Here is a 20,449-nt window from a genome sequence, read left to right as displayed (position 1 = left end):
GCGGTAACATGGGATATCCAATCATCAAGTATAATGGAACGGTTTTATCTCTTAAAAATCCAAAAGTTAAAGTTGTACAGAAAATGAATGAGCATGTGAAAGTCTTTTTGACAGGTGTGTTAACGGGTGCCCAAATGGAAGAGTACACAGATCATATGGAAGCAGGGGCGAAGTTAGTCGTTTCTTATGTGAATGATGATCAAAAGCAGAGTGTATTATTTAGGGGATTAGTCACGCAGTTCAGAATCAAGTTGGTGTCCAATGTAGCCTATTTGGTCGTCGAGGCCCTCTCCTATACAAGCCAGCTGGATGAAGTGCTTCATAGACAATCCTTTCAAAATGTGAAGATGAAGGTGCAGGCATTACTTGAACATGTACTCAAATCCTATCCCAAAGCCAATTGTACGAGCCGCTTAAAAGATCAGCTTTTACAGGAATTTACGATGCAATACGACGAAACGGACTGGTCGTTTCTAAAACGTATAGCGTCTCGGCTTGGTTGGGGACTAATACCTGATCCGATTGGTGAAAAACCTCAGTTTTATTTTGGATTGCCGGATGGCGTCAATCAGCCTGAGCTCAGGCAGTATAACTACTCCATGACGAGAAAAACCAAACCAGGAGCCAGCAAGGATGACAATCTTTTATATTATAAAGTGCAAACGACAGGGGCTAGAGATGTCCTGCTGCAAATTGGGGCGGAGGTTAAATTTAAAGGGAAAGCATTATACGTCCTGCAATCGGTTGCGTTTATACGACATAGTGCTTTGTGGCATGAATATGTGCTGACTACAGCGGATGGAATGAAACAGGATTTGATTGTAAATGAGGACATTCGGGGCATGTCATTGAAATCCAAGGTCATTGGAATCGAGCAGGATCATGTGAAGGTTTTCTTTTATGAAATGGATAAGGTCAAGCCTAACGTCAAGGAAACCTTCGCTTTTCCAACGGCTACATTTTATACATCGGAAGGGAATACGGGATGGTACTGCATGCCGGAGCTGTTTGATTTTGTAGATATCTACTTTCCGACCTCTAAAGAAAAAGACGCTATTGTGACCCACTCGATCAGAAAGAGATCCAAAGGCGGTGACTTTATTAAGGACCCGTCGACGAAGATCTTTATGACCAATTACCGCAAAGCTATTATTTTTGAGAAAAATGAAATTTTAATCACGGGGAACAACGATGAAGTGGTGATTCGACTGCTGGATGACCATGGAATTGAACTACGAAGCAAAAAGGATATCCGTGTAAAAGCAGACGGGAACCTGGTGTTCAATGCGGGTAATACAATACAGGTCACCGCGAAGGATGCTATCGGTTTAAAATGTAAAACGAGTTTGGTAGAAATGGATGGTAACATCAAAATGACTGGAGAAAAGATAAAGACGCAATAACTAAAATCAACAAGAGAGGGTAAACCAATGGCTAAAGTAACTACAGGAGCAATCGTAAACGAGAAACCGCCAACCCAGGAAGATATGATTCAAGAATGGAAACGTAAAATAAGCAAAGGCGAATATCCTTTTATTCATGTAACTAAGCATAGCACCAAAGGTGAAGAGCGCTAAATATGACTAACGACGACTGGAAGAGGCCCCTAAGGGGCCTTTTCTGCAATCATGGTTCAATATTCTACTTCTTTTTAGGATTCCTACTGTCGATGAACCAAGCAGGTCCTAATACATCTAGGACTTCTTTTTTTTCAAAATCGTAAGCAATGGATATCGAGTGACCTTCATGTCCTTTTATATAGCCGATTAGATAAATCGTGTTATTAACATAGCTACCTATATAGTCATAACTCTTAAATATGAAATCTGCCCTATAGTATTCCTTAATGTACTCTTTTCCAATAGGTATGCCTGTCCGAACGATTTCTTCTTTTTGGCATTCGATGCGTACTGCATGTAAAAGAAAACTCCTACCAGAATGACAAGTGATATAAAGACAAAAAGCCATAGTTGTTTCTTTTTCAAGTTGAAGTATTCTCCTTAAAATTGAGCTAAATATGCTATAAGCTTTCTTAGGAATAAGGTGCATTCTTATCTATAACCTTACTATTAATAAACCAATCCGGTCCCGTAACATTGACGATTTCTTTTGAGTCCAAGTCATAGGATATCCTAATTAAGTCTGTATCGTTTCCTTTTATATAGCCGTAAAGATGTACTCTTGCAAAGACACTGTTTTCTTCAATATTGTAATTTTTTAATACGAAATCCGTATTATAGTGAGTTTTAATATATTTGATACTGACAGTAGTAGCAGACTCCACTACCTCTTCCTCTTGAGCGGTAGAAAAACCACAACCGCCCAGAATGGTTAATATTATGATGAGAACTGTGCAACATTTAAGGATTGTGTTCATTTACGCAACATTCCCCTAACATGCTATTTATAATTTAATGTGAACTACAACCAGAATGCAGTGAACAATGACGTGGTTCTTATTTTTGTTGCAAATATCTCTCAGTAACAGGAAGTATTTTAATGATATTACTTCTTCATATTTAGGAAAAAGTCATCTGTTAGAGGGCATTTGAATACAGACTTGATTTTAGAATGGCGGAACAATCTTATTAGGATTCCTACTGTCGATGAACCAATCCGGTCCAGTTACGTAGAGTACCTTTTTTTTTCTTATAGTCGTAATTTAGTGAGATTATCTGACCTTCATGTCCTTTTATATAGCCACGAAGATAAACGGTAGAGTTAACATAGCCGCCAATAAAGTCGTAATTTTTGTATATAAACTCGGCATTATAATGTTTTCTAATGTATTCTTTTCCAATAGGTATGCCAGATTGGACGTACTCTTCTTTTTGTACATCCTCCGTATATTGCATGTAACAAAAGATTCCAACGAGGATTGAAACTACTATAAAGATGCTTCCCCAATCCTTTTTCTTCTTCAAGTTGAATTCTTCTCCTTAGTATCTCCTGACTATAAACTCATAACATTACTGCTTTTTATAATAATAGTAGGATAGCTCATTTATTTAATAAAAGGATTAGCTCGGTACAACGTTTAAAAATTGTGTTCATATACGCAAATCTCTTCTAACATACAGTTACAAAGTCCTAATCGTTATTAGGTATGAACTGCGACCCAAAATGCAGTAACCAACGACTTTATACTTATTTTTACTTTCAACTATACCGCAAGTAAACAGGAAGTATTATAATGATTTCACTTCCTTAGATTGGAAAAATATATTCTTGAACTGGAATGAATCATATGTGTTTTTTTTTTTTTTTTGCATACAAATCTTGATATTTAAAATGGTGGAACATTCTTTTTAGGGTATCGACTGTCAATGAACCAATCCGGTCCGGTTACACTAAGCACTTCTTTTTTTTCAAAATCGTAAGCGATAGATATCGATTGATCTTCATGTCCTTTTATATAGCCGATTAGATGAACCGTATTATTAACATAGCTACCTACATAGTCATAACTCTTAAATATGAAATCAGCCCTATAGTATTTTTTGATGTACTCTTTTCCGATAGGTATACCTGTTCTAACGGCTTCTTCTTTTTTTATATTTGATGCGTAGTGCATGTAATAGAGAGCTCCTATTAGGATGAAGAATAAGATGAGAGCAGTAACCCAAATTTTTTTTCTTTTCAATTTTTAGATGCTCCTTTTTTGAAAGTATCAACTTTTTCTAACTTTATAATATATTAGGTGATTAGACAAGGTGGGGTAATAATTGCAGTATATTAGTGAAAAAACATACTGGAAGATAGCAGATGAGGCTTACCTATTGGATATTGATCCAAAGACTTATAAAAATGAAGATATTCCTGGTTGGAGGGTTGTTGATTTAGACGAAAAACTATTACATGACACGAACGGTTCTGGATTTGATGCGACCGTTTTTCACAATGAGAATAGCAATCAGGTGATTATAGGATATAGGGGAACTGAACCAGGGGGAAGACCAATATGGAGTAGAGCGATGGACATAGGAACGGACATTAGCGATGTTGTGGGCGGACGAGCGAAAAATTTAAATCAAGTTCACGATTATTATATAAATAATCAAGAAGAGATAAAAAAGCTCCCCCCACAGGTACAAAGTTCATTTCATCAGTATGAGTCACAGTATCAGGATAATCAATTTACAAAAGCCCAAACACTGTATGACGAAGTGAAGAAGAAGTACCCCGCTGCTGAAATTTCTACGACAGGCCATTCTTTAGGCGGTGCAGAAGCAGAATATATTGCAGTGAAAAATGGTTTATCATCCGTGAGTTTTGCTGCTCCGGGTATTGTACATTTATTGCCTGAAGATCTTCAAAAGAGGGTAAAAGCAGGAGAATTCAAGAAGACTAATGTGGCTTTTGCCCATCCCGGAGATAGTGTTGGTGGGGGAGCCACTAAGGCTAACCAACATGTGGGGGAAACGTATCATATTGGGAGTGATTATAAGACTGCCAATGTAGCCAAGTTTACTATTCCTGTTTCAATTCCCTTGGAAAGAAAAACCGAATTGGAAAGACTAATTCTTGGCCCAAAATGGACTCCTATTGTTTATGTTCCGATTACATTGCCTATGATACAGCAAGATGCATTCACCAAATTCTATAATTCTGTATTAGGTGGAGAGAACACTCATAGCATGGGAAACTTTACGTTTGATGAAAATGGCAATATCAGCAATCCACTGTACACGATGGACGGTCAATTGGTGGAAGGCAATCCACGGGTGCAGGCATACGAGCAAATGCTGGCCGCGCGAGCAGAGCTCAAGGAAGTCATGGGCGATCTGGTTGAACGCTATGGGGGACAAATGGGGGCCTTCGGGCAGTTTGCTGCTACTGCACTGGGTGTGAATTTGATGGGAGCAGGACAACAAGATGGTCGCACTAATGGTGGGGCATATTTTGTGGGCAACAGAAATGGAGGCACAATTCAATTAACACCTGAGGAGCTAAAGCATGCGGCTAATCAGATGCGTTCTAGCTTGCATGGATTTTCCAGTGATACCCGTGCGTCCATTCAGTTATTTCAGGCTCATATCGGGACAAGTGAAAGTCAGTCTTTGACCCCGCTTGCGCATAGTGCTACGGCGACACTGGATCGGATTAATCGCTGGTATCAGGAATCGATTACAGAGATAGCAGAATATATAGATCGTAAGGGCCAAGAATTTACGATGGTGGATCAATAAGAAAGAGCAGCTGGAAGAACACAACGGGAGGCGAAAGAGATGAGCAGAATATCTTTGAGCCTGGGGGATCTGCGTAGGGCTGTTCAGCAATGCGAGCAGCTAAAGCAAAGACTTCAGCATCAGGAGCAGCAGATGAGAAATATATATGGTAGGCTGCAAGACTGGCGGGGCGAATCGGCTGCTGAATTAACACGTAAAATGGAGACGTTTCTCCAAGGCACAACTGTACGAATACAGGAATTGGACGACCATAAAGAGCAGTTGAAACGTTATATTCGGAAAATGGAAGAAGCTGATCGGCGTGAGGAGAGACGCAAACGGGCTGCACAATGGTGATACAGACGGACTGCAATAGTTAGGAGAACATCATGAAAGATCAAAATGCATTTGTCATTTTACTTATATTGAATATCGTTTATGGCTTAACGTTATTTGCCTATCCGGCCATGCTGATGGTGGTCGCATTTTCTTTCGATGCACCAACAGCTGGAGATTATCTCAGCAATTATATTTTTGCCTATGTCATAATGAGCTACCCGATAGGAATATTCATATCTTGGATCTGTTGGTATTTTTATCATCGTTATGCTTTTAAGAAGGCATATATTATTGCTAACTTTATGCTGCTGTGGCCGGCTACTCTTGTAGTGTCCTCGTGGATTCAATCGGCTTTTTCTTGAAGGGGTTCCCATCTGGCCAGTCAGCTACATAACAAAAAAACCGTACAATCGCTAGGGGACTCCCGCGGGGTACGGTTAAATGCATTTAAGTAAAAACTACATATATAGTAGAAGGAAAAAAATTTCCTCTGGAATGACGACGATAAAACCCTTGGCCAGAGATTTACCGGAGTCTACTTTAAAATTACCCTGTGGGCGAATATAGCAGCGTTCGGAAGCTTGAGGATGAGTTAAAAAAGGTGTAAAAATGTTGAAAAGCTACAAAGTTCGACATATTGTTCGCTTTTTCGCATCATATGTGATTGGATTAGGGATTTTTGTTTGCTATTTATCGTATATTTATGTATAATCTATCGTGTTGAAAGATTGATTGTACGTAATATGCTGATGAGGGTGGGTTCATGACGCTGCTCGACAGTAACGAAAGCAAGAAGCGGATGTGCCAGATTTACAATGAAGTTTCAAAGGAACTGTTCGGCTTCGGGACCACGCTGCTGCGGGCCACCGTTGAGAACAACATTGTTACCTTTGTGGCGAAGCACCGGCGTTCTCCACGCTCGGCGGCATTGGAAGTGGAAGCCCCCGGCTTGAAGCTGGAAGTGGATTTCCGAATGTCCATGCTGTACAAGAAGAGACTTCGCGAGAAGCTGATTGAGGATATGGAGCTCGATATAGATGCTTTACTGCGTGATTATGATTCAGCAACGCAGTGGGCTATTACGAACATCATTCTGAAGGAATCCTAATAAAATTGGATATTCGGCTTTTCGCTTCGGATCTATCTGAGGGGAGAACCTGTTATAACGCGCAGCGGGATCAACTTATTCTTTGTTTACGAAGAAAAGTATTCTTGTTTTACAAGAGTACTTTTCTTTTTTGTGTCATAAGGTGTGCATAATAAAAAATAGGGGGAGTTTCATATGAAGAAATGGTTTAAAGGGTTTATGGCTGTGACCTTGGCATCCGTGGTACTGGCAGGTTGCGGCAGTAATGCTACTGGCGGTCAGACAGATGGAAAAGATGGTTCAGCTGATGGGAAAAAGAAACTAGTTATTTCCACATGGGGCTTTTCCGAGGACTTTTTTAACAAAGAAGTGTACGAGCCTTTTGAAAAAGAACATAACGTTGATATCGTGGTCGAAATTGGAAATAACGCGGAACGGTTGAACAAAATCAGTCAAGGCAGCACAGACGTCGATCTGATTTATCTGTCCGATTATTATGCTCAACAAGGAATCCAACAGGGATTGTTTGAGAAGCTGGATCGCAGCAAGGTGCCGAACCTGAACCAAATTTATGATATTGCCAAAGCACCGCTGGGTGAGGAGTATGGTCCTGCTTATACGGTCGGGCGTCTCGGTATTGCCTATAATCCGGAGCTGGTGAAAAAGAATGTGACCTCTTGGGCTGACCTGTGGGGAACTGAGTTCAAAGGAAACGTGACTTTGCCGAATATTACGGCGACTGCCGGACCGATGATGGTAGATGCAGCCTCCAAGGTAGCGGGTAGTAAGGAGTTTAATGAAGACCAAGCCTTCGGAAAACTGAAAGAGCTGAGTCCGAATATCGTTAAGTTTTATAGCAAAACATCTGAGTTTGTGAACATGTTTAGTCAACAAGAAATTGCCGGCGGTCCAATCATGGAAATGTACTTCAAAGATTTGCAGGCGGCTGTGCCAGGAGCGAAATTTGTAGCTCCTAGTGAAGGTGCTTACGCAGTAATGAACACGATTAATGTAGTGAAAGGCTCCGACCAGAAGGAGCTGGCTGAGGAATTTATCAACTGGCAGCTGAGTAAGGAAGTTCAAGAAAAATCCGCCAAGGCGAAGGTTGATTCCCCGGTGAATACGCAGGTGGTACTGTCCGGTGCGGATACAGAGGGAATTACGTACGGTACAGAGGTAGTGAACAAGCTGACCAAGCTGGATATGAAGTTCGTTAACGATCATATCAAGGCATGGACAGATCGCTGGAACCGGGAAGTTGCACAATAATGAAGAAGGTTATATTAGATGTAGATACGGGCATTGATGATGCGTTGGGTATTTTACTAGCCGCCAAAAGTGGTCAACTGGATATCCAAGCGATTACTACGGTATGCGGTAATGTTTCACTTAAACAAGCAACATTGAACACATGCAAAATCCTCGACCTTTTGGATAGACCGGATATTCCGGTTTATCGGGGGGCGGAGGCCCCCTTAATACGTAAAGGCCTGCACGAGCATCGTGTCCATGGAGAAGACGGCATTGGAGGCGCACTGAATGGAGTAGTCCCAGCCATGTCTGCGTCCGAAGGTTTTGCACCGGATATCATTATTGACACCGTGATGGCTCACCCGGGGGAAGTGACGCTCATTTGCACCGGGCCACTCACCAATCTGGCACTGGCGCTGCTGAAGTGTCCCGAACTGACGGATCACGTCGATGAAGTCATTTTTATGGGCGGTGTTATTCACGGGTGCGGCAATATTACACCTGTAGCGGAGTACAACATGTATGCTGACCCTGAAGCCGCACGAATCGTATTTCATGCAGGATTTGGTCGGTTGATACAGGTGGGACTGGATGTAACACGGAAGGCTCTGCTGACTGCGGATCATATTGCTCGTCTGACCCGCCCAGCAATTCGTAATTATGTAGCTGAAAGCACGGCCGTTTATACCAAGCGTTATGAAGAACGCAACGGGGTAAAAGCCTGTGCGCTTCATGACCCGCTTGCCGTGGGTGTCGCATTGAATTCGAGGTTAGTCGATACCTCGTCGTTGTATGTCGACGTGGAAACCTCCAGTCGTATATGTGACGGACAAACGGTGGGCGATGTGCAGAACCGCCTCAATCATAGCCCCAATATGAATGTATGCGAACAGGTGGACAGCGAAGCTTTTCTGGAGCTGTTTATCCAGGTGCTGAATAAGGAATAACATTTTGATAACCGCAAGGAGATACCCATGAAGAAAACATACTTGTATTGGCTGCTGCTGCCAGGTCTGCTCTTTCTGGCGGTGTTCATGGTCATTCCGATTGTGTTGACGATCGGTTCGACCTTCGTACAGAACAGCTCATTCACCCTAGAAGGCTATCTCCATTTCTTCAAGGACCCTTATTTTCTGAAAATATTGCTGACTACGCTGGAAGTCAGTGTCGTAACGACACTCGTGTGCGTATTACTTGGCTTCCCGACGGCTTATTATATTTCGCAAAAGGCCCCGCGTCGTAAAGGGATCCTGCTAGCGCTGGCTATCTTCCCATTATTGACGAGTCCGGTGGTGCGGTCATTCAGCTGGATGGTCATTCTGGGTCGCAAGGGACTGTTAAATAACGTGCTCATCGGTTTAGGACTTGTAGATGAGCCGCTGAATATTTTGTATACTCCGGCAGCGATGATTATTGGTCTGGTTCATTTGTTTTTACCGCTGATGATTATTTCACTGATTGGTGTACTCGAAAATATCGACGGTGATCTTGTTCATGCTGCTCAGAGCCTCGGGGCCTCCAGATTCAGCGCATTTCGTAAAATCGTATTTCCGCTGTCTGTGCCTGGCCTGATCATTGGAAGCATTCTCGTTTTCGTGGGCAGCCTGACTGCATATACGACACCAGCACTACTTGGAGGAAAACAGCGGGTTATCGCTACATTTTTGTATCAGAACGCGATGACGCTAAACGACTGGTTTTTAGCTTCTGTTATTGCAACAATTATGATTGGTATTACATTTATCGTGGTCGGTCTCTTAAATAAGGCGGCCCATAAACTCAATCCGAAGGGGTAGGTGGATATGCGGGAGAAACATTACGGACTAGGCTTCTTTAGCCTGCTGGTCTTCATCTTTCTGCTCGGTCCGCTGTTGATCATATCGGTCACTTCTTTCGAGCCGGGCACGGTATTAAAATTCCCTCCGCAGGGCTTTTCCTTGCGCTGGTATGAAAATATTTTTGAAGTGGATTTGTTTATGTCCACGTTCAAAACGTCCATTGTGGTCTCTCTGCTAGGCAACATCTTGGCACTGCTGATTGGTATGCCTGCCGCCTATGCGCTTAGTCGTTTTTCGTTTCGTGGGAAGGATGCGCTGAATGCTTTGTTCCTTTCTCCGTTGCTCATACCGGGTATTGTGCTTGGTTTTACACTGCTGCGCTATTTGATCATAGTTTACCATTTACCAGTATATGCCGGACTATTGATCGGACATACGGTGATTATGTTGCCGTTCATTATTAGAGTCATTGCATCCAGTTTGTCTAACTTTGATTTTGCGATTGAGGAAGCAGCGCTTAGTTTGGGGGCTGGACGGCTGGAAACCTTTTTCAAAGTGGTTCTGCCCAACATCCGCTCAGGCATTATTGCGGCTATCCTGATTGCCTTTCTGGAATCATTCAACAATGTCGACATTTCCGTCTTTATGACAGGACCGGGATTCAGCACCCTGCCCATTCAAATGCTGACTTACGTCGAAAATTATTTTGACCCGACGATTGCGGCGATTTCGGTTATGCTGATGATTTTAACCGGTATCCTGATGTTCTTGATTGAACGACTGATGGGATTGTCTTACTTCACTAAAAGGTAATGGAGGCTTCAACCTTATGGCACTGCTTACTCTGGATCGCGTATCGGTCGCTTATGACAACCAACTGATCTTGCAGGATTTCGATTTGCAGCTTGAACGGGGGCAATTGCTCTCGTTGCTCGGACCGAGCGGTTGTGGCAAAACGACCACACTTCGTCTCATTGCAGGATTTCTCGAAGCTAAACAAGGAACATTTTTGTTTGGCGATAAGGATTATACTCGGGTTCCGGTGAATAAACGGAACTTCGGCTTTGTATTTCAAAGTTATGCACTCTTTCCGCATTTGTCTGTTTTTGATAATGTTGCCTTTGGTTTGCGGTTACGCAAAGTAAAGGAAGATGATATAAAGCGCCGCGTTATGAAGATGCTGGGAACGGTTAGCCTGGGGGGATTTGAAAAACGTTTCCCCGGTGAATTATCAGGCGGACAGCGTCAACGTGTTGCGATTGCGCGAGCGCTTGTGATTGAACCCGATCTGCTGTTGTTTGATGAACCTCTGAGTAACTTGGATGCTAACCTGCGTGTAAATATGCGTGTGGAAATCCGCCGTATTCAACAGGAACTGGGCATCACTACCGTGTATGTATCGCATGATCAGGAGGAATGTTTTTCGATTTCTGACCAGGTTGCGATTATGAATAAGGGGAACATCGAACAATTAGGTGCTCCATCGACCATTTTTAAATATCCGACGACCGAATTTGTCGCCCGTTTTATTGGGTTTAATAATTTTCTAAGCTTTGACGAGCGTACTGAAGAAGGGGATCGTATTCGACTGAATACAGGTGATCTTTCATTCGGCGTAGCGCGTAATCAGGGTACGGCCCAGCCGGGTGCTCGTCAGGGCGCTATTCGCCCGGATGATTTGGTCATTCGAACAGAAGGCAACGAGACAGGAGAAAATGAGCTTCCCGGTATTATTAAGGTAAGTACTTACCTGGGGCGTAGCTATCAGTATGTGGTAGAAACGGCGAAAGGCAACTTTACGGCTAATCAGGAAATGGATACGCCTTACCTGAGTGGTCAGCGGGTTACCCTGCATTTTCCGGCAGATAAAATGGTGCTGGTCCAATAATCAGCGGGTTCGATGAAGGAGATACATCATGCGTGCAGACAAAATGATTTTACAAGTTAAGGTGTATAACAGTTACTACAAGACGTTCGAAGAAGGTAATGTAGCTATACTTGATGGCAAGTTTATGTATATCGGTCAGCGTGGTCTGGAGTCTTTCGAGGCTGCTGAAATTGTCGAAGGGCACGGGAAATATATGATTCCCGGCCTGATCGACATCCATTTGCATATCGAAAGCACAATGGTGACACCGGCAACCTTTTCCTATGGACTGATTCGCAATGGGATAACGACGATTGTACCAGAACCGCACGAAATGGCGAATGTTTTCGGATTGGAAGGCGTCCAGGAAATGATGGAAGCCAGCAAGGATTGCGTGGCTGATATGTTCTACGGCATCCCAAGCTCCGTCCCGGCAACACCGCTCGAAACCTCAGGAGGCGAGATCGGTATTCCCGAGATTGATGCGCTGCTGCAAACGGGTGAAATGATCTGCCTGGGTGAAATTATGAACTATGTGGATGTCATTCGTGATCCAGAGAGCAAGACGAATCGCATCTTACGCCATGTTCGTGAGCACTACCCGGAGCTGATCATTGAAGGTCATACGCCACAGTTGCTTGATCTGGACCTGCATCAGTTGATCTATGCGGGGATAGGCTCAGACCATACTCACCAAAGTATTGAAGGTATGAAGGCGCGGATGGCTGCGGGGATGTTTATTGAAATCCAGGAAAAATCCATGACCCCTGAAGTGATGGACTATCTTATTCAGGAAGATGTGGCACAACATTTTTGCTTTGTAACGGATGATGTGATGCCAGACTCTTTCGTAGAGCGAGGGCATCTAAACCATATTGTAAGTAAAGCAATCGGAATGGGCATGAAGCCTGAGGATGCCATTTATGCAGCTACGTTTACTCCTGCTGCACGGATGCGTATGCATGACCGCGGAACCATTGCACCGGGAAAAATAGCTGACTTTGTACTGCTGTCGGATCTTGGTCAATTTGATGTGGAGCAAGTCTATAAGGACGGACTCAAGGTATTCGATAAGTTCGAGGAATACCATCAAGCACCAATAAAATGCCGCTTCCCCGCCCACTTTTATCAAAGTGTGAAGCTCAATCCCCTCACGGAGCAGGATTTTACTGTAAAGATGGATGTAGCTGATGGCACACATCAATGCCGTGTTATGATGGTCAAAGATGGCTCTACTTTTACAAGTGAACGGATTGCACCTGCACAAGTAGAGCAGGGGGAACTGGTATGGGAACATGGTGAACATGGACTGATTGCTACGTTTGAGAGGTATGGAAAGAATGGCAACCGTGCTTACGGTTTGATCGGGGGAGATACGATTAAACGTGGGGCAGTGGCAACCACCTATTCGCACGATAACCATAACTTGCTGGTCGTAGGGCATAACAAGCAAGATATGATACTGGCTGCGAATACGGTTCTTGCCAGCCAAGGCGGTTTTTGCGTAGTTGAAAATGGCAAGGTGCTGTCCCATTTGCCTTTAACCGTAGGCGGGATCTTAACAGAAGGACCGCTGGAAATGGTTGCGGCGCATGTGAAGGAGCTGCGTTCAGCCTTGCTGTCGCTGGGCTACCGCCATTACAATCCAATCATGTCGCTGAGCACGCATTCTTTGCCGGTCAGCCCGGCCTTGAAAATTACCGATCACGGCCTGATTGATGTAAATGCTGGCAAGGTTGTACCTTTAATCGTGGAAACTTCAGAGATGCAAGAATAATAAAAGAGCCGACCCTCTTATGGGCCGGCTCTTTTTTGATGCTTTAGCAAACAAAGTTAACATCTTCTATCCTCCTATTGATGTAACCTATGTATAAAAGATAAACAAGTCTTGATTCTGGGTACCCGATTGCATGTAGAGTTTGCTTTACAATTAGTTCATGTAATCTTCATGATTAAAATCGAATAAGGACTTGAAAAACATCGTCACAGTGTTATAATTAAAACAGGATTTAGATTAAGTCTAAATTAATTGATTAAGATTTATTAGATTGACGCATGGAATTTTGAAGAAAATCAGACACTACTGCTAACGAGCATCCAAGCTTTACACCAACTATATTTGAACGAGAGGGGATTTTAAACATGAGTACATTAAATCATACGAACGCACCTACACAAGAGGCTATTCAAGAATTGCACAAGGCATTGAATCGTCAGGTAGCTACCTGGTCTGTATTGTACACGAAACTGCATTATTTCCACTGGTATGTGAAAGGACCTAAATTCTTCACATTGCATGCTAAATTTGAAGAACTTTACAATGAAGCAACAGCTAATCTAGATACGATTGCTGAACGATTGTTGGCTATTGGTGGCCGTCCGGCTGCGACCTTGAAGGAGCATTTGCAACTTTCAGCTATTCAGGAGTCCGCAGGTAAGCAGACAGCTGAGGATATGGTGAAGTCCGTTGTTGCTGATTTTAAAACCATCACTGTTGAGCTGGCTAATGGGATGGAAGCAGCGGAAGCGGCACAGGATAAAGCGACAGAGGATCTTCTTAACGGCTTAAGAGAAGCAATGGATAAACACATCTGGATGCTGAGTGCGTATTTGGGATAACCCATTGGTATAGACTTCCATGTATATGGAGATCAGGTGAACAAGACACACATCCCGTTGGTTCCACTCTGCCACTGGAGTATAATAACGAGAAGGCGTGGAAGACCACAGGCTCTAGAGTTATAGAGCTGCCGGGATGGGGTGTGTGTTATGGAAGTGAAACAACAGCTTTTGCATGAAGCGGAGCAGTTTATATATACATGTTATGAGGAGCTGGGCCGAAGCCGCGATGAAGCGGAGGCCCGGCTTCTTAATATTCATCACGACATAGAGACTACGGGAACGTATGATCATACGTACGAAGAGCTGGAGCACGGGGCACTTATGGCTTGGCGCAATAGCAATCGTTGCATCGGTCGCTTATTTTGGGACAAGCTTTTGGTCAGGGATGCGCGGGGCGCGTCAGATGCAACGGAAGTGGTTCGCGAGCTCTTGGAGCATATACGCATAGGAACGAATGGCGGTAAAATTAAGCCAACGCTTACTGTATTCCGCGCCTCCAAGCCAGGGCAGCCGAATATCCGCATCTGGAACCATCAACTCATTCGTTACGCTGGATATGAAACCGGTCAAGGGGTCATCGGGGACCCGATCTCGGTAGATTTTACCAATGCTTGTAAAGACATGGGCTGGCAAGGAGCGATGACTCCTTTTGATATATTGCCACTGGTTGTGGAAGCAGGCGGGCGGCCTCCCGAGCTATATGATATTCCTGAACATTTGGTAATGGAGGTGGCCATTGAGCATCCAGAAATCTCGGGTTTCGCTTCCTTGGGATTACGTTGGTATGCTGTGCCTATGATTTCGGACATGACGCTGGAGATTGGCGGTATCATCTATACAGCGGCTCCCTTTAACGGCTGGTATATGGGAACAGAAATCGGCGCCCGCAATTTTGCGGATACCTTCCGCTATAATATGTTGCCACAGGTGGCTAAGCTGATGGGGCTGGATACGACGAGTGAAACAACGCTTTGGCGTGATCGGGCGCTGGTGGAATTGAATATTGCTGTGCTGCATTCTTTCAAAAAGGCGGGAGTCAGCATTGTCGACCACCATACCGCAGCGGCACAATTCAAGCTGTTTGAGGAACGGGAAGCCAAGGCTGGGCGCGCACTGACAGGCAATTGGACATGGCTGATTCCCCCGCTATCCCCGGCGACAACGCATATTTTTCATAATTCCTACGATAATCGGCTTGTGAAGCCGAATTTCGGAGTTCAAGAGAAGTCGTATATGTCGAGACAGGCTAATACAGTATCAGATACAGTGCTTCAGCAGAAACGCCAAGGCTGTCCTTTTCATTCCGGATAACGATGGGAATGACCTGATTGCTGCATTAGGACTCGAGCTTATCCCATGCAACGATAAATAGGGTAGCCAGTGGTCCTATTAATAGGGAGAGAAAAAACCAATTTAGCCCGCTCCGATTTTTGGATTGTGCCAAGCCGGCATTAATCAAGGCAAGTGTTCCCCAGCCTGCATAATAATCTTCTGACATGGTATTCTCCTTTGTAAAAAGGTATAATATCGTACTGTGTATGGTATGAACACATCCATGATTTCATGAATTTAGAGTAAATATCACTTTATATATTCTGGTTTGAGGAGCGAAGCTAAGTTGGAAAGATATCAGGCAGAGCGCATTGTCGCTGAGCTTTTGGAACGGGCTGCTATAGGTGTGACAGTCAAGCTGGAAAAACGTTTTCCTGGTGGAAGGCTGATTGGGGGCAAATATGCTATGAATGCTCACGCCATTACCATGTATACGGACGTTATCGAAACACAGTGTTTACAGATGTTCGGCAGCATTGATCGAGTTGAGGAGTATTTTACAGTTGTGCTTGCACATGAGATTGGGCACGCCGCCGATACGGAATTAGTGGACCTCTCCGATGCGTTGGAGCAAGAGAGTGGGATAGGGACCCGGCAACGACTTGCGCTGCAAATTGAAGAAAACGCATGGAATTATGCGCTTGGGTTGGTGCCTGAAATAGATGCAACGTTTATTTCTGCCGTAATAGACGAGTCCTTGCTGGCCTATCGGGTCCCGATTATGGAGCAGTCTGACATTGCGTAACAAAGATGATCCGAGAGCCGTCAGGCTCTTTTTTTGTTGATTAAAACAGACGAGATTGGGTCGGTTGATCTAAAGGAGTAGCTTTTTAAGCTGCGACACGCGTCCCTGGGATAGTTCGAGCATTTCGGCTAATTCTTTTTGAGATACATTTGGGTGCTCCTGCATGAGCTGTTTTAGTTTATTCAGGAGATCATTCTGATTTCTGTAACTCCTTCTTTTCTTGGGCTGGACAGGACGTGCTTCACTCAAATGACTAGAAGGATTATCGCTCTTCAGATTTTCAATACAACTTTTACATATCAGATGATCCCTGAAATAGCTCAAATGATCTACGGCACCACAAAAATAGCAAGAAACCCCCGTATACTTGCGAATCATCAGTCCCTCTGGGGTAATAAAAAAATCGAGGGCATCTCCAATATTAATATTCATAGAATTGCGCAGCTCCTTAGGCAGCACAATGCGGCCTAAATGGTCTAATGGCCGTGTCATTCCTGTGTTCTTCATCATTTTTCCCCTTTCCTGAAATGCGCTTATAGTTGTAGGAATTGTATGTATATATGCTGGAAGTACAAAGCGCTTATATTACAGTTTGTTTTGGTATAGCTATGCTGAAAAAAAAAGCTCCGGCATGACGAACAATTACGTCTGCCGGAGCATTGTACAGCCAATGAATCTAAGATGTCATGTCGAACTACTGTGGGTTGGTTGTCCAAATACCGGCTACTTTTAATTGAACTCGTGGAGGCAGTTTCAATGTGGCTAATGTCAGATCGGCCAAATCCTGCGGTTGAAGCATGCGATCCTCATCACCAATAGGTAAGCCTGCGTTTGCCGCCAGTTCTGTATTGACAGTGCTTGGAGTCAGCGCGGTGACGCGAATGTTAGATTTGCGAACTTCCTGCATCAGTGCTTCCGTGAAGCCCATCAAAGCAAATTTGGATGCGCAATATGCTGAGCCTGTTGCAAAACCCCGTTCTCCTGCCGTCGAGGAAATATTAATAATGTTTCCGCTCTTTTGCGCCAGCATGCTTGGAAGCGCAGCATGTGTGACATAATAGGTTCCCATCAGGTTTACGCGAATAATACGTTCCCACTCTTCGGGGTCCATCTCCGCGACTGTGCCAAAGGTAGCAATGCCTGCATTGTTGATCAAAATGTCGACAGCGCCTAGCTCATGTTCCAGTGAAGCTACAGCGGCAGCGGCCTGTGAGCGATCCGATATATCTGCAACAGCACTCACCACTTTCACACCGTATGTACTCCCCAGTGAATCCTGCAGCTTTTGCAGGTCAGTCAATGTGCGTGAAATTAATCCCAGGTTAACGCCTTCCTTAGCTAAAGTTTCGGCAATTGCTTTACCGATTCCTTTACTGGCTCCTGTAATAATAGCTGTTTTATTCTTAAGTTCCATCCAGTCTCCTCCTTATTAATCTATAATGTGGTTGTGCATCTGGGCACATGGTTACATTATACAAGGTTAAACTCATTGAACCAAACTTCGCCTCTGATGAGGCATTCATTTAGAGGTCTCTATTTGGAAATATAAATATCCCCTGAAGTGGTTTCGACCTTAATCACGTTCACACTACCGGGAACAGATTCGGGAGTATTGATACTCCCAGAGTCAGAGCGGACATTATAAACACCTTTAAAATCGGGAGCTTGCTTAATCTTCACGTCACCAGAATCAGCATTCACTTCCAAGTTGGCTACGGCACGTTGCGTAATATTTGTCTCCCCTGAGGTTAGGGAAATAAGGCCATTACCGCTATAATCACGAATGGTAACATCACCTGAAGTAAGCTTTAACTCCATATCTGCTGCAAGCTGACTGGCTGTAAAATTGCCGGATGTTAAATTTGCGATCAGGTGGGTACTTTGGAGGTTTGTAATCTCGGCAGTGCCTGAAGTAGCGGTGATGGAAGTATTCTGCACGGAGGCATCCTGAAGTTTTACATTCCCTGAATGTGCATCTACCTGTAGGTCAGTTAGTGTTTCGCCAGAGGGCATCTCTACGGTAATCGTTTGATCCAAATCAGGAGTGATCGAAAAGAATGACAAGGAAGGAGCCGGCTCCGATTGAATCGTAAGCTTACCGTTCTCAATTTGGGCATTATGAATTTGGTCGGCTACCTTTGTCTGAACTTCTCCACTAATGCGTATCGTACCTTGGTCGCCAGAGCCAGGAGTAAACAAAATAGAGACATCATCAGAGCTGTCCACTTTCAGCTTCTGTAGCTGACCACGTGTAAACGTCCATTTTTTGTTAATCGCAGTTGTTTCCTTCATGACTTGTTGACTCCATGGGGCACCGTAGGCCACCATTCCGGCTACACCGATGACAATGCACAGACCTGCTGCAATAAACCACTTTTTATTCATGTTGTTAGTAAGCTCCCCTCAGGGTAGTCTGATTCCATTTCCAGTATCGTACTGTGCCTTTGACCATAAGGAGTAAGAGATAACGTACACCAGGCAGCAGCAATAGACCTATACCCGTCAACGTGATAGAGAAAAAGAATTTGGCCGGGTAAAAGGTGCTGTTTAGCGCATAATCAGTAACAGCGAGAAGGGGGGCTACAATGAAGCTGATCGATACCACAGCCAATGAAGCCCATACTACCCATAGGGTAGCCATAATCGGGATGGAGATCAGCAAGTTAAGAAACAACAGCCCTAGGAAAGTAAAAATATTGCGTGCAAAGCTTCCCTGGCGAAGCGGAGGAGAAGCGTTCCAGGCTGCATTGGGATCATCCAACGCTTCTCGGGCAATATCCTCTGGGTTACCCAGCTCATTGGCAATCTCACTTTCGCTTTTGCCATTAACCAACCCGTAGTCAAAATGCTGGCTCAAATCACTAAGCAGCTCATTGCGTACCTCTGCAGGGAGAGGAGAAAGACGCTGTTCCACCTCTGTAAGAAACTGTTTTCTATTCATCGGAATTTCCTTCCTCCAGTAGGCTTGCGACATTATGGACAAAATCATTCCATTCCCGCGTAAGTATTCTTGTATAATGACTGCCAGTATCGGTCAGCCGATAATATTTGCGAGGAGGCCCCTCGGTCGATTCCTGTAAATACGTTGTGCAGTATCCTTCTGATACCAGACGGCGAAGCAGTGGATATAGGGCTCCCTCGGCTACTTCAATATGACGGGAGACGGCTTGCGCCAACTCGTAGCCATAACGGTCTTTGCGTCCAATTAGAACGAGAACGCACAGTTCCAGTACCCCTTTTTTGAATTGGATGTTCACATTCACGAGCGGTGCTCCCTTCCTGGATGTTATCAATAATTCATAGGTGTCGTTCGGAATAAGGGAAAGAAACGTGTGTTTGTGCGTAATTTGTCACGGGTACTAATTATAGAACAGTAGTCAGGTATAATTTAACATCATGTACTGATTAATGCAAGGTACTAAATTTTTAATAATAAAATATTTGTGTCAAAATGGACAGATTTCCTTCCTTGGAGGCTTTATTGAGTAGCGAATGTTGTAGAAAAAAGTATTTTTATTTGGGAATTCATCGAAATATGGCTGGAAGCACAGATAGGATGCCGCTTTAATTTCATTCATTAAAATGATAGATTGTAAAGTATTCAATACGGTTAAAGATACTTTTTATGAAGAGGTGGGTAAAGGATGGATTGGAAACACTGGTATATGGAACTGGAACAGGATGATGAATCTTGGGATGTATCTGAGGAGATTGTTCTGCGTGGTGTAGTACAACTTAATTTTTGCGGGCAACCCTCGGAAGTAGAAGTCGAATTTATCGTGGGAGCCGACTCCGAAGAACAGGCACAGACGATAGAAGAACCTACACAGTTGCAAAAAAAGACATGGGAGCAGTATATGGAATATTCATCAGCTATTCATCCTCAAGTGTTGGAATCCATACACCATCATTATGCTGGCATCGTGGAAAAGTATCGGAATGCTTACAGTACATGGGGAGAGGACCCGGATGAATATGCGCCTTATGTGGAGCGGCCGGAACAATTGTTGAATCGAATACAGCTTATGTCTATACTGATTTCCGACTCATCGGCAAAGGATGAACTGTATTTGAATTTTAGTTGTTCCTGGGATCGAGAACATGGCTTAGGCGTACATATGAAGCAGATGAAAATGAAGCATATTCAAGGCGCTTATACATTATATGACCTAGAATAAATCCCCTTCCCGGGCTTTTAGCAGAAAGGACCGGAAAGGGGAACAGAATATGTTGAAAATGAAGGCGTGATTCGAAACGATA

The 20,449-nt window shown here is 43.9% G+C and carries 26 protein-coding genes; 16 read left to right on the top strand and 10 right to left on the bottom strand.

What is annotated here, in order from left to right:
* Positions 1-8: 8 nt before the first annotated feature.
* Positions 9-1,403: a contractile injection system protein, VgrG/Pvc8 family gene (locus MLD56_RS24140; protein ID WP_029518636.1), complete on the top strand. Its 1,395-nt coding sequence runs from the start codon at positions 9-11 to the stop codon at positions 1,401-1,403.
* A 27-nt stretch (positions 1,404-1,430) separates the two neighbouring features.
* Positions 1,431-1,577: a hypothetical protein gene (locus MLD56_RS24135; protein ID WP_023990839.1), complete on the top strand. Its 147-nt coding sequence runs from the start codon at positions 1,431-1,433 to the stop codon at positions 1,575-1,577.
* A gap of 64 nt (positions 1,578-1,641) precedes the next feature.
* Here MLD56_RS24135 and MLD56_RS24130 read toward each other — a convergent pair whose 3' ends face one another.
* From MLD56_RS24130 to MLD56_RS24115, 4 genes are all read right to left on the bottom strand, one after another.
* Positions 1,642-2,049, bottom strand: coding sequence for a hypothetical protein (locus MLD56_RS24130; RefSeq protein ID WP_239645242.1), 408 nt, complete (start codon positions 2,047-2,049; stop codon positions 1,642-1,644).
* The gene (locus tag MLD56_RS24125; protein ID WP_029518635.1) at positions 2,033-2,377 is read right to left on the bottom strand and encodes a hypothetical protein; all 345 of its coding nucleotides are present in this window, start codon (positions 2,375-2,377) and stop codon (positions 2,033-2,035) included. The genes MLD56_RS24130 and MLD56_RS24125 overlap by 17 nt, the downstream gene beginning before the upstream one ends.
* A gap of 220 nt (positions 2,378-2,597) precedes the next feature.
* Complete coding sequence (locus tag MLD56_RS24120) at positions 2,598-2,924, bottom strand: hypothetical protein (RefSeq protein WP_239645241.1); 327 nt, start codon at positions 2,922-2,924, stop codon at positions 2,598-2,600.
* A 362-nt stretch (positions 2,925-3,286) separates the two neighbouring features.
* Positions 3,287-3,643, bottom strand: a complete 357-nt coding sequence (locus MLD56_RS24115) for a hypothetical protein (protein ID WP_029518634.1) — start codon at positions 3,641-3,643, stop codon at positions 3,287-3,289.
* 82 nt (positions 3,644-3,725) lie between these two features.
* Here MLD56_RS24115 and MLD56_RS24110 point away from each other — a divergent pair, with 82 nt between their 5' ends.
* The 12 genes from MLD56_RS24110 (at position 3,726) to MLD56_RS24055 (ending at position 15,423) form a co-directional block, all read left to right on the top strand.
* Positions 3,726-5,189 (top strand): hypothetical protein, encoded by a 1,464-nt coding sequence (locus MLD56_RS24110; protein WP_029518633.1) that lies wholly within the window; start codon positions 3,726-3,728, stop codon positions 5,187-5,189.
* Positions 5,190-5,228: 39 nt separating this feature from the next.
* Entirely contained in the window at positions 5,229-5,525 is a 297-nt protein-coding gene (locus MLD56_RS24105) for a WXG100 family type VII secretion target (RefSeq protein ID WP_014278615.1), read from the top strand.
* A gap of 32 nt (positions 5,526-5,557) precedes the next feature.
* On the top strand, positions 5,558-5,869 hold the full coding sequence (locus MLD56_RS24100; RefSeq protein WP_029518632.1) for a hypothetical protein: 312 nt from the start codon (positions 5,558-5,560) through the stop codon (positions 5,867-5,869).
* 401 nt (positions 5,870-6,270) lie between these two features.
* A complete protein-coding gene (locus tag MLD56_RS24095) occupies positions 6,271-6,615 on the top strand; it encodes a hypothetical protein (protein WP_029518631.1) in 345 nt (114 codons plus the stop codon).
* A 174-nt stretch (positions 6,616-6,789) separates the two neighbouring features.
* A complete protein-coding gene (locus MLD56_RS24090; protein WP_029518630.1) occupies positions 6,790-7,863 on the top strand; it encodes an ABC transporter substrate-binding protein in 1,074 nt (357 codons plus the stop codon).
* Positions 7,863-8,792 carry a nucleoside hydrolase gene (locus MLD56_RS24085; RefSeq protein WP_029518629.1) on the top strand — a complete coding sequence of 310 codons (930 nt, stop codon included), beginning with the start codon at positions 7,863-7,865 and terminating at the stop codon, positions 8,790-8,792. Before MLD56_RS24090 ends, MLD56_RS24085 begins: the two co-directional genes overlap by 1 nt.
* A gap of 27 nt (positions 8,793-8,819) precedes the next feature.
* Positions 8,820-9,641 (top strand): ABC transporter permease, encoded by an 822-nt coding sequence (locus tag MLD56_RS24080; RefSeq protein WP_029518628.1) that lies wholly within the window; start codon positions 8,820-8,822, stop codon positions 9,639-9,641.
* A gap of 6 nt (positions 9,642-9,647) precedes the next feature.
* Positions 9,648-10,436 carry an ABC transporter permease gene (locus MLD56_RS24075; protein WP_013312456.1) on the top strand — a complete coding sequence of 263 codons (789 nt, stop codon included), beginning with the start codon at positions 9,648-9,650 and terminating at the stop codon, positions 10,434-10,436.
* A gap of 16 nt (positions 10,437-10,452) precedes the next feature.
* Positions 10,453-11,511, top strand: coding sequence for an ABC transporter ATP-binding protein (locus MLD56_RS24070; RefSeq protein WP_029518627.1), 1,059 nt, complete (start codon positions 10,453-10,455; stop codon positions 11,509-11,511).
* A 28-nt stretch (positions 11,512-11,539) separates the two neighbouring features.
* Positions 11,540-13,267 (top strand): adenine deaminase C-terminal domain-containing protein, encoded by a 1,728-nt coding sequence (locus tag MLD56_RS24065; RefSeq protein WP_029518626.1) that lies wholly within the window; start codon positions 11,540-11,542, stop codon positions 13,265-13,267.
* A 365-nt stretch (positions 13,268-13,632) separates the two neighbouring features.
* A complete protein-coding gene (locus tag MLD56_RS24060; RefSeq protein WP_029518625.1) occupies positions 13,633-14,109 on the top strand; it encodes a Dps family protein in 477 nt (158 codons plus the stop codon).
* Positions 14,110-14,259: 150 nt separating this feature from the next.
* Complete coding sequence (locus MLD56_RS24055; protein ID WP_029518624.1) at positions 14,260-15,423, top strand: nitric oxide synthase oxygenase; 1,164 nt, start codon at positions 14,260-14,262, stop codon at positions 15,421-15,423.
* A gap of 25 nt (positions 15,424-15,448) precedes the next feature.
* On the opposite strand, the gene MLD56_RS24050 is transcribed toward MLD56_RS24055, so the two are convergent.
* Positions 15,449-15,610, bottom strand: a complete 162-nt coding sequence (locus MLD56_RS24050) for a hypothetical protein (RefSeq protein ID WP_165145977.1) — start codon at positions 15,608-15,610, stop codon at positions 15,449-15,451.
* 120 nt (positions 15,611-15,730) lie between these two features.
* Between MLD56_RS24050 and MLD56_RS24045 the strand changes: the two genes are divergently transcribed.
* A complete protein-coding gene (locus tag MLD56_RS24045) occupies positions 15,731-16,189 on the top strand; it encodes a hypothetical protein (RefSeq protein ID WP_029518623.1) in 459 nt (152 codons plus the stop codon).
* Positions 16,190-16,258: 69 nt separating this feature from the next.
* On the opposite strand, the gene MLD56_RS24040 is transcribed toward MLD56_RS24045, so the two are convergent.
* The 5 genes from MLD56_RS24040 to MLD56_RS24020 all read right to left on the bottom strand — a co-directional run bounded on the left by MLD56_RS24040 (position 16,259) and on the right by MLD56_RS24020 (position 19,452).
* Positions 16,259-16,696 (bottom strand): AbrB/MazE/SpoVT family DNA-binding domain-containing protein, encoded by a 438-nt coding sequence (locus tag MLD56_RS24040; protein ID WP_029518622.1) that lies wholly within the window; start codon positions 16,694-16,696, stop codon positions 16,259-16,261.
* Positions 16,697-16,883: 187 nt separating this feature from the next.
* A complete protein-coding gene (locus MLD56_RS24035; RefSeq protein ID WP_029518621.1) occupies positions 16,884-17,603 on the bottom strand; it encodes a 3-ketoacyl-ACP reductase in 720 nt (239 codons plus the stop codon).
* Between the two features lie 119 nt (positions 17,604-17,722).
* Positions 17,723-18,574 carry a DUF4097 family beta strand repeat-containing protein gene (locus tag MLD56_RS24030; RefSeq protein WP_029518620.1) on the bottom strand — a complete coding sequence of 284 codons (852 nt, stop codon included), beginning with the start codon at positions 18,572-18,574 and terminating at the stop codon, positions 17,723-17,725.
* Between the two features lie 4 nt (positions 18,575-18,578).
* Positions 18,579-19,130 (bottom strand): DUF1700 domain-containing protein, encoded by a 552-nt coding sequence (locus MLD56_RS24025; RefSeq protein ID WP_029518619.1) that lies wholly within the window; start codon positions 19,128-19,130, stop codon positions 18,579-18,581.
* Complete coding sequence (locus MLD56_RS24020; RefSeq protein ID WP_029518618.1) at positions 19,123-19,452, bottom strand: PadR family transcriptional regulator; 330 nt, start codon at positions 19,450-19,452, stop codon at positions 19,123-19,125. The genes MLD56_RS24025 and MLD56_RS24020 overlap by 8 nt, the downstream gene beginning before the upstream one ends.
* Positions 19,453-19,833: 381 nt before the next feature.
* Here MLD56_RS24020 and MLD56_RS24015 point away from each other — a divergent pair, with 381 nt between their 5' ends.
* On the top strand, positions 19,834-20,367 hold the full coding sequence (locus tag MLD56_RS24015; protein ID WP_029518617.1) for a DUF6985 domain-containing protein: 534 nt from the start codon (positions 19,834-19,836) through the stop codon (positions 20,365-20,367).
* The last annotated feature ends 82 nt before the right edge of the window (positions 20,368-20,449 follow it).

The sequence above is a fragment of the Paenibacillus peoriae genome, from assembly GCF_022531965.1.
Lineage (GTDB): Bacteria > Bacillota > Bacilli > Paenibacillales > Paenibacillaceae > Paenibacillus > Paenibacillus polymyxa_D.
Note: the sequence above shows the minus strand (reverse complement) of the source record. Positions and strands in the feature narration are given on the sequence as shown.

Excerpts from the sequence above, each read along its gene's own strand:
- MLD56_RS24085 (WP_029518629.1), top strand. The coding sequence starts at position 7,863 with ATGAAGAAGGTTATATTAGATGTAGATACGGGCATTGATGATGCGTTG.
- MLD56_RS24055 (WP_029518624.1), top strand. The coding sequence starts at position 14,260 with ATGGAAGTGAAACAACAGCTTTTGCATGAAGCGGAGCAGTTTATATAT.
- MLD56_RS24050 (WP_165145977.1), bottom strand. The coding sequence starts at position 15,610 with ATGTCAGAAGATTATTATGCAGGCTGGGGAACACTTGCCTTGATTAAT.
- MLD56_RS24140 (WP_029518636.1), top strand. The coding sequence starts at position 9 with ATGGGATATCCAATCATCAAGTATAATGGAACGGTTTTATCTCTTAAA.
- MLD56_RS24030 (WP_029518620.1), bottom strand. The coding sequence starts at position 18,574 with ATGAATAAAAAGTGGTTTATTGCAGCAGGTCTGTGCATTGTCATCGGT.
- MLD56_RS24060 (WP_029518625.1), top strand. The coding sequence starts at position 13,633 with ATGAGTACATTAAATCATACGAACGCACCTACACAAGAGGCTATTCAA.
- MLD56_RS24075 (WP_013312456.1), top strand. The coding sequence starts at position 9,648 with ATGCGGGAGAAACATTACGGACTAGGCTTCTTTAGCCTGCTGGTCTTC.
- MLD56_RS24130 (WP_239645242.1), bottom strand. The coding sequence starts at position 2,049 with ATGCACCTTATTCCTAAGAAAGCTTATAGCATATTTAGCTCAATTTTA.
- MLD56_RS24100 (WP_029518632.1), top strand. The coding sequence starts at position 5,558 with ATGAAAGATCAAAATGCATTTGTCATTTTACTTATATTGAATATCGTT.
- MLD56_RS24070 (WP_029518627.1), top strand. The coding sequence starts at position 10,453 with ATGGCACTGCTTACTCTGGATCGCGTATCGGTCGCTTATGACAACCAA.
- MLD56_RS24080 (WP_029518628.1), top strand. The coding sequence starts at position 8,820 with ATGAAGAAAACATACTTGTATTGGCTGCTGCTGCCAGGTCTGCTCTTT.
- MLD56_RS24095 (WP_029518631.1), top strand. The coding sequence starts at position 6,271 with ATGACGCTGCTCGACAGTAACGAAAGCAAGAAGCGGATGTGCCAGATT.
- MLD56_RS24090 (WP_029518630.1), top strand. The coding sequence starts at position 6,790 with ATGAAGAAATGGTTTAAAGGGTTTATGGCTGTGACCTTGGCATCCGTG.
- MLD56_RS24015 (WP_029518617.1), top strand. The coding sequence starts at position 19,834 with ATGGATTGGAAACACTGGTATATGGAACTGGAACAGGATGATGAATCT.
- MLD56_RS24135 (WP_023990839.1), top strand. The coding sequence starts at position 1,431 with ATGGCTAAAGTAACTACAGGAGCAATCGTAAACGAGAAACCGCCAACC.
- MLD56_RS24125 (WP_029518635.1), bottom strand. The coding sequence starts at position 2,377 with ATGAACACAATCCTTAAATGTTGCACAGTTCTCATCATAATATTAACC.
- MLD56_RS24065 (WP_029518626.1), top strand. The coding sequence starts at position 11,540 with ATGCGTGCAGACAAAATGATTTTACAAGTTAAGGTGTATAACAGTTAC.
- MLD56_RS24105 (WP_014278615.1), top strand. The coding sequence starts at position 5,229 with ATGAGCAGAATATCTTTGAGCCTGGGGGATCTGCGTAGGGCTGTTCAG.
- MLD56_RS24035 (WP_029518621.1), bottom strand. The coding sequence starts at position 17,603 with ATGGAACTTAAGAATAAAACAGCTATTATTACAGGAGCCAGTAAAGGA.
- MLD56_RS24040 (WP_029518622.1), bottom strand. The coding sequence starts at position 16,696 with ATGAAGAACACAGGAATGACACGGCCATTAGACCATTTAGGCCGCATT.
- MLD56_RS24025 (WP_029518619.1), bottom strand. The coding sequence starts at position 19,130 with ATGAATAGAAAACAGTTTCTTACAGAGGTGGAACAGCGTCTTTCTCCT.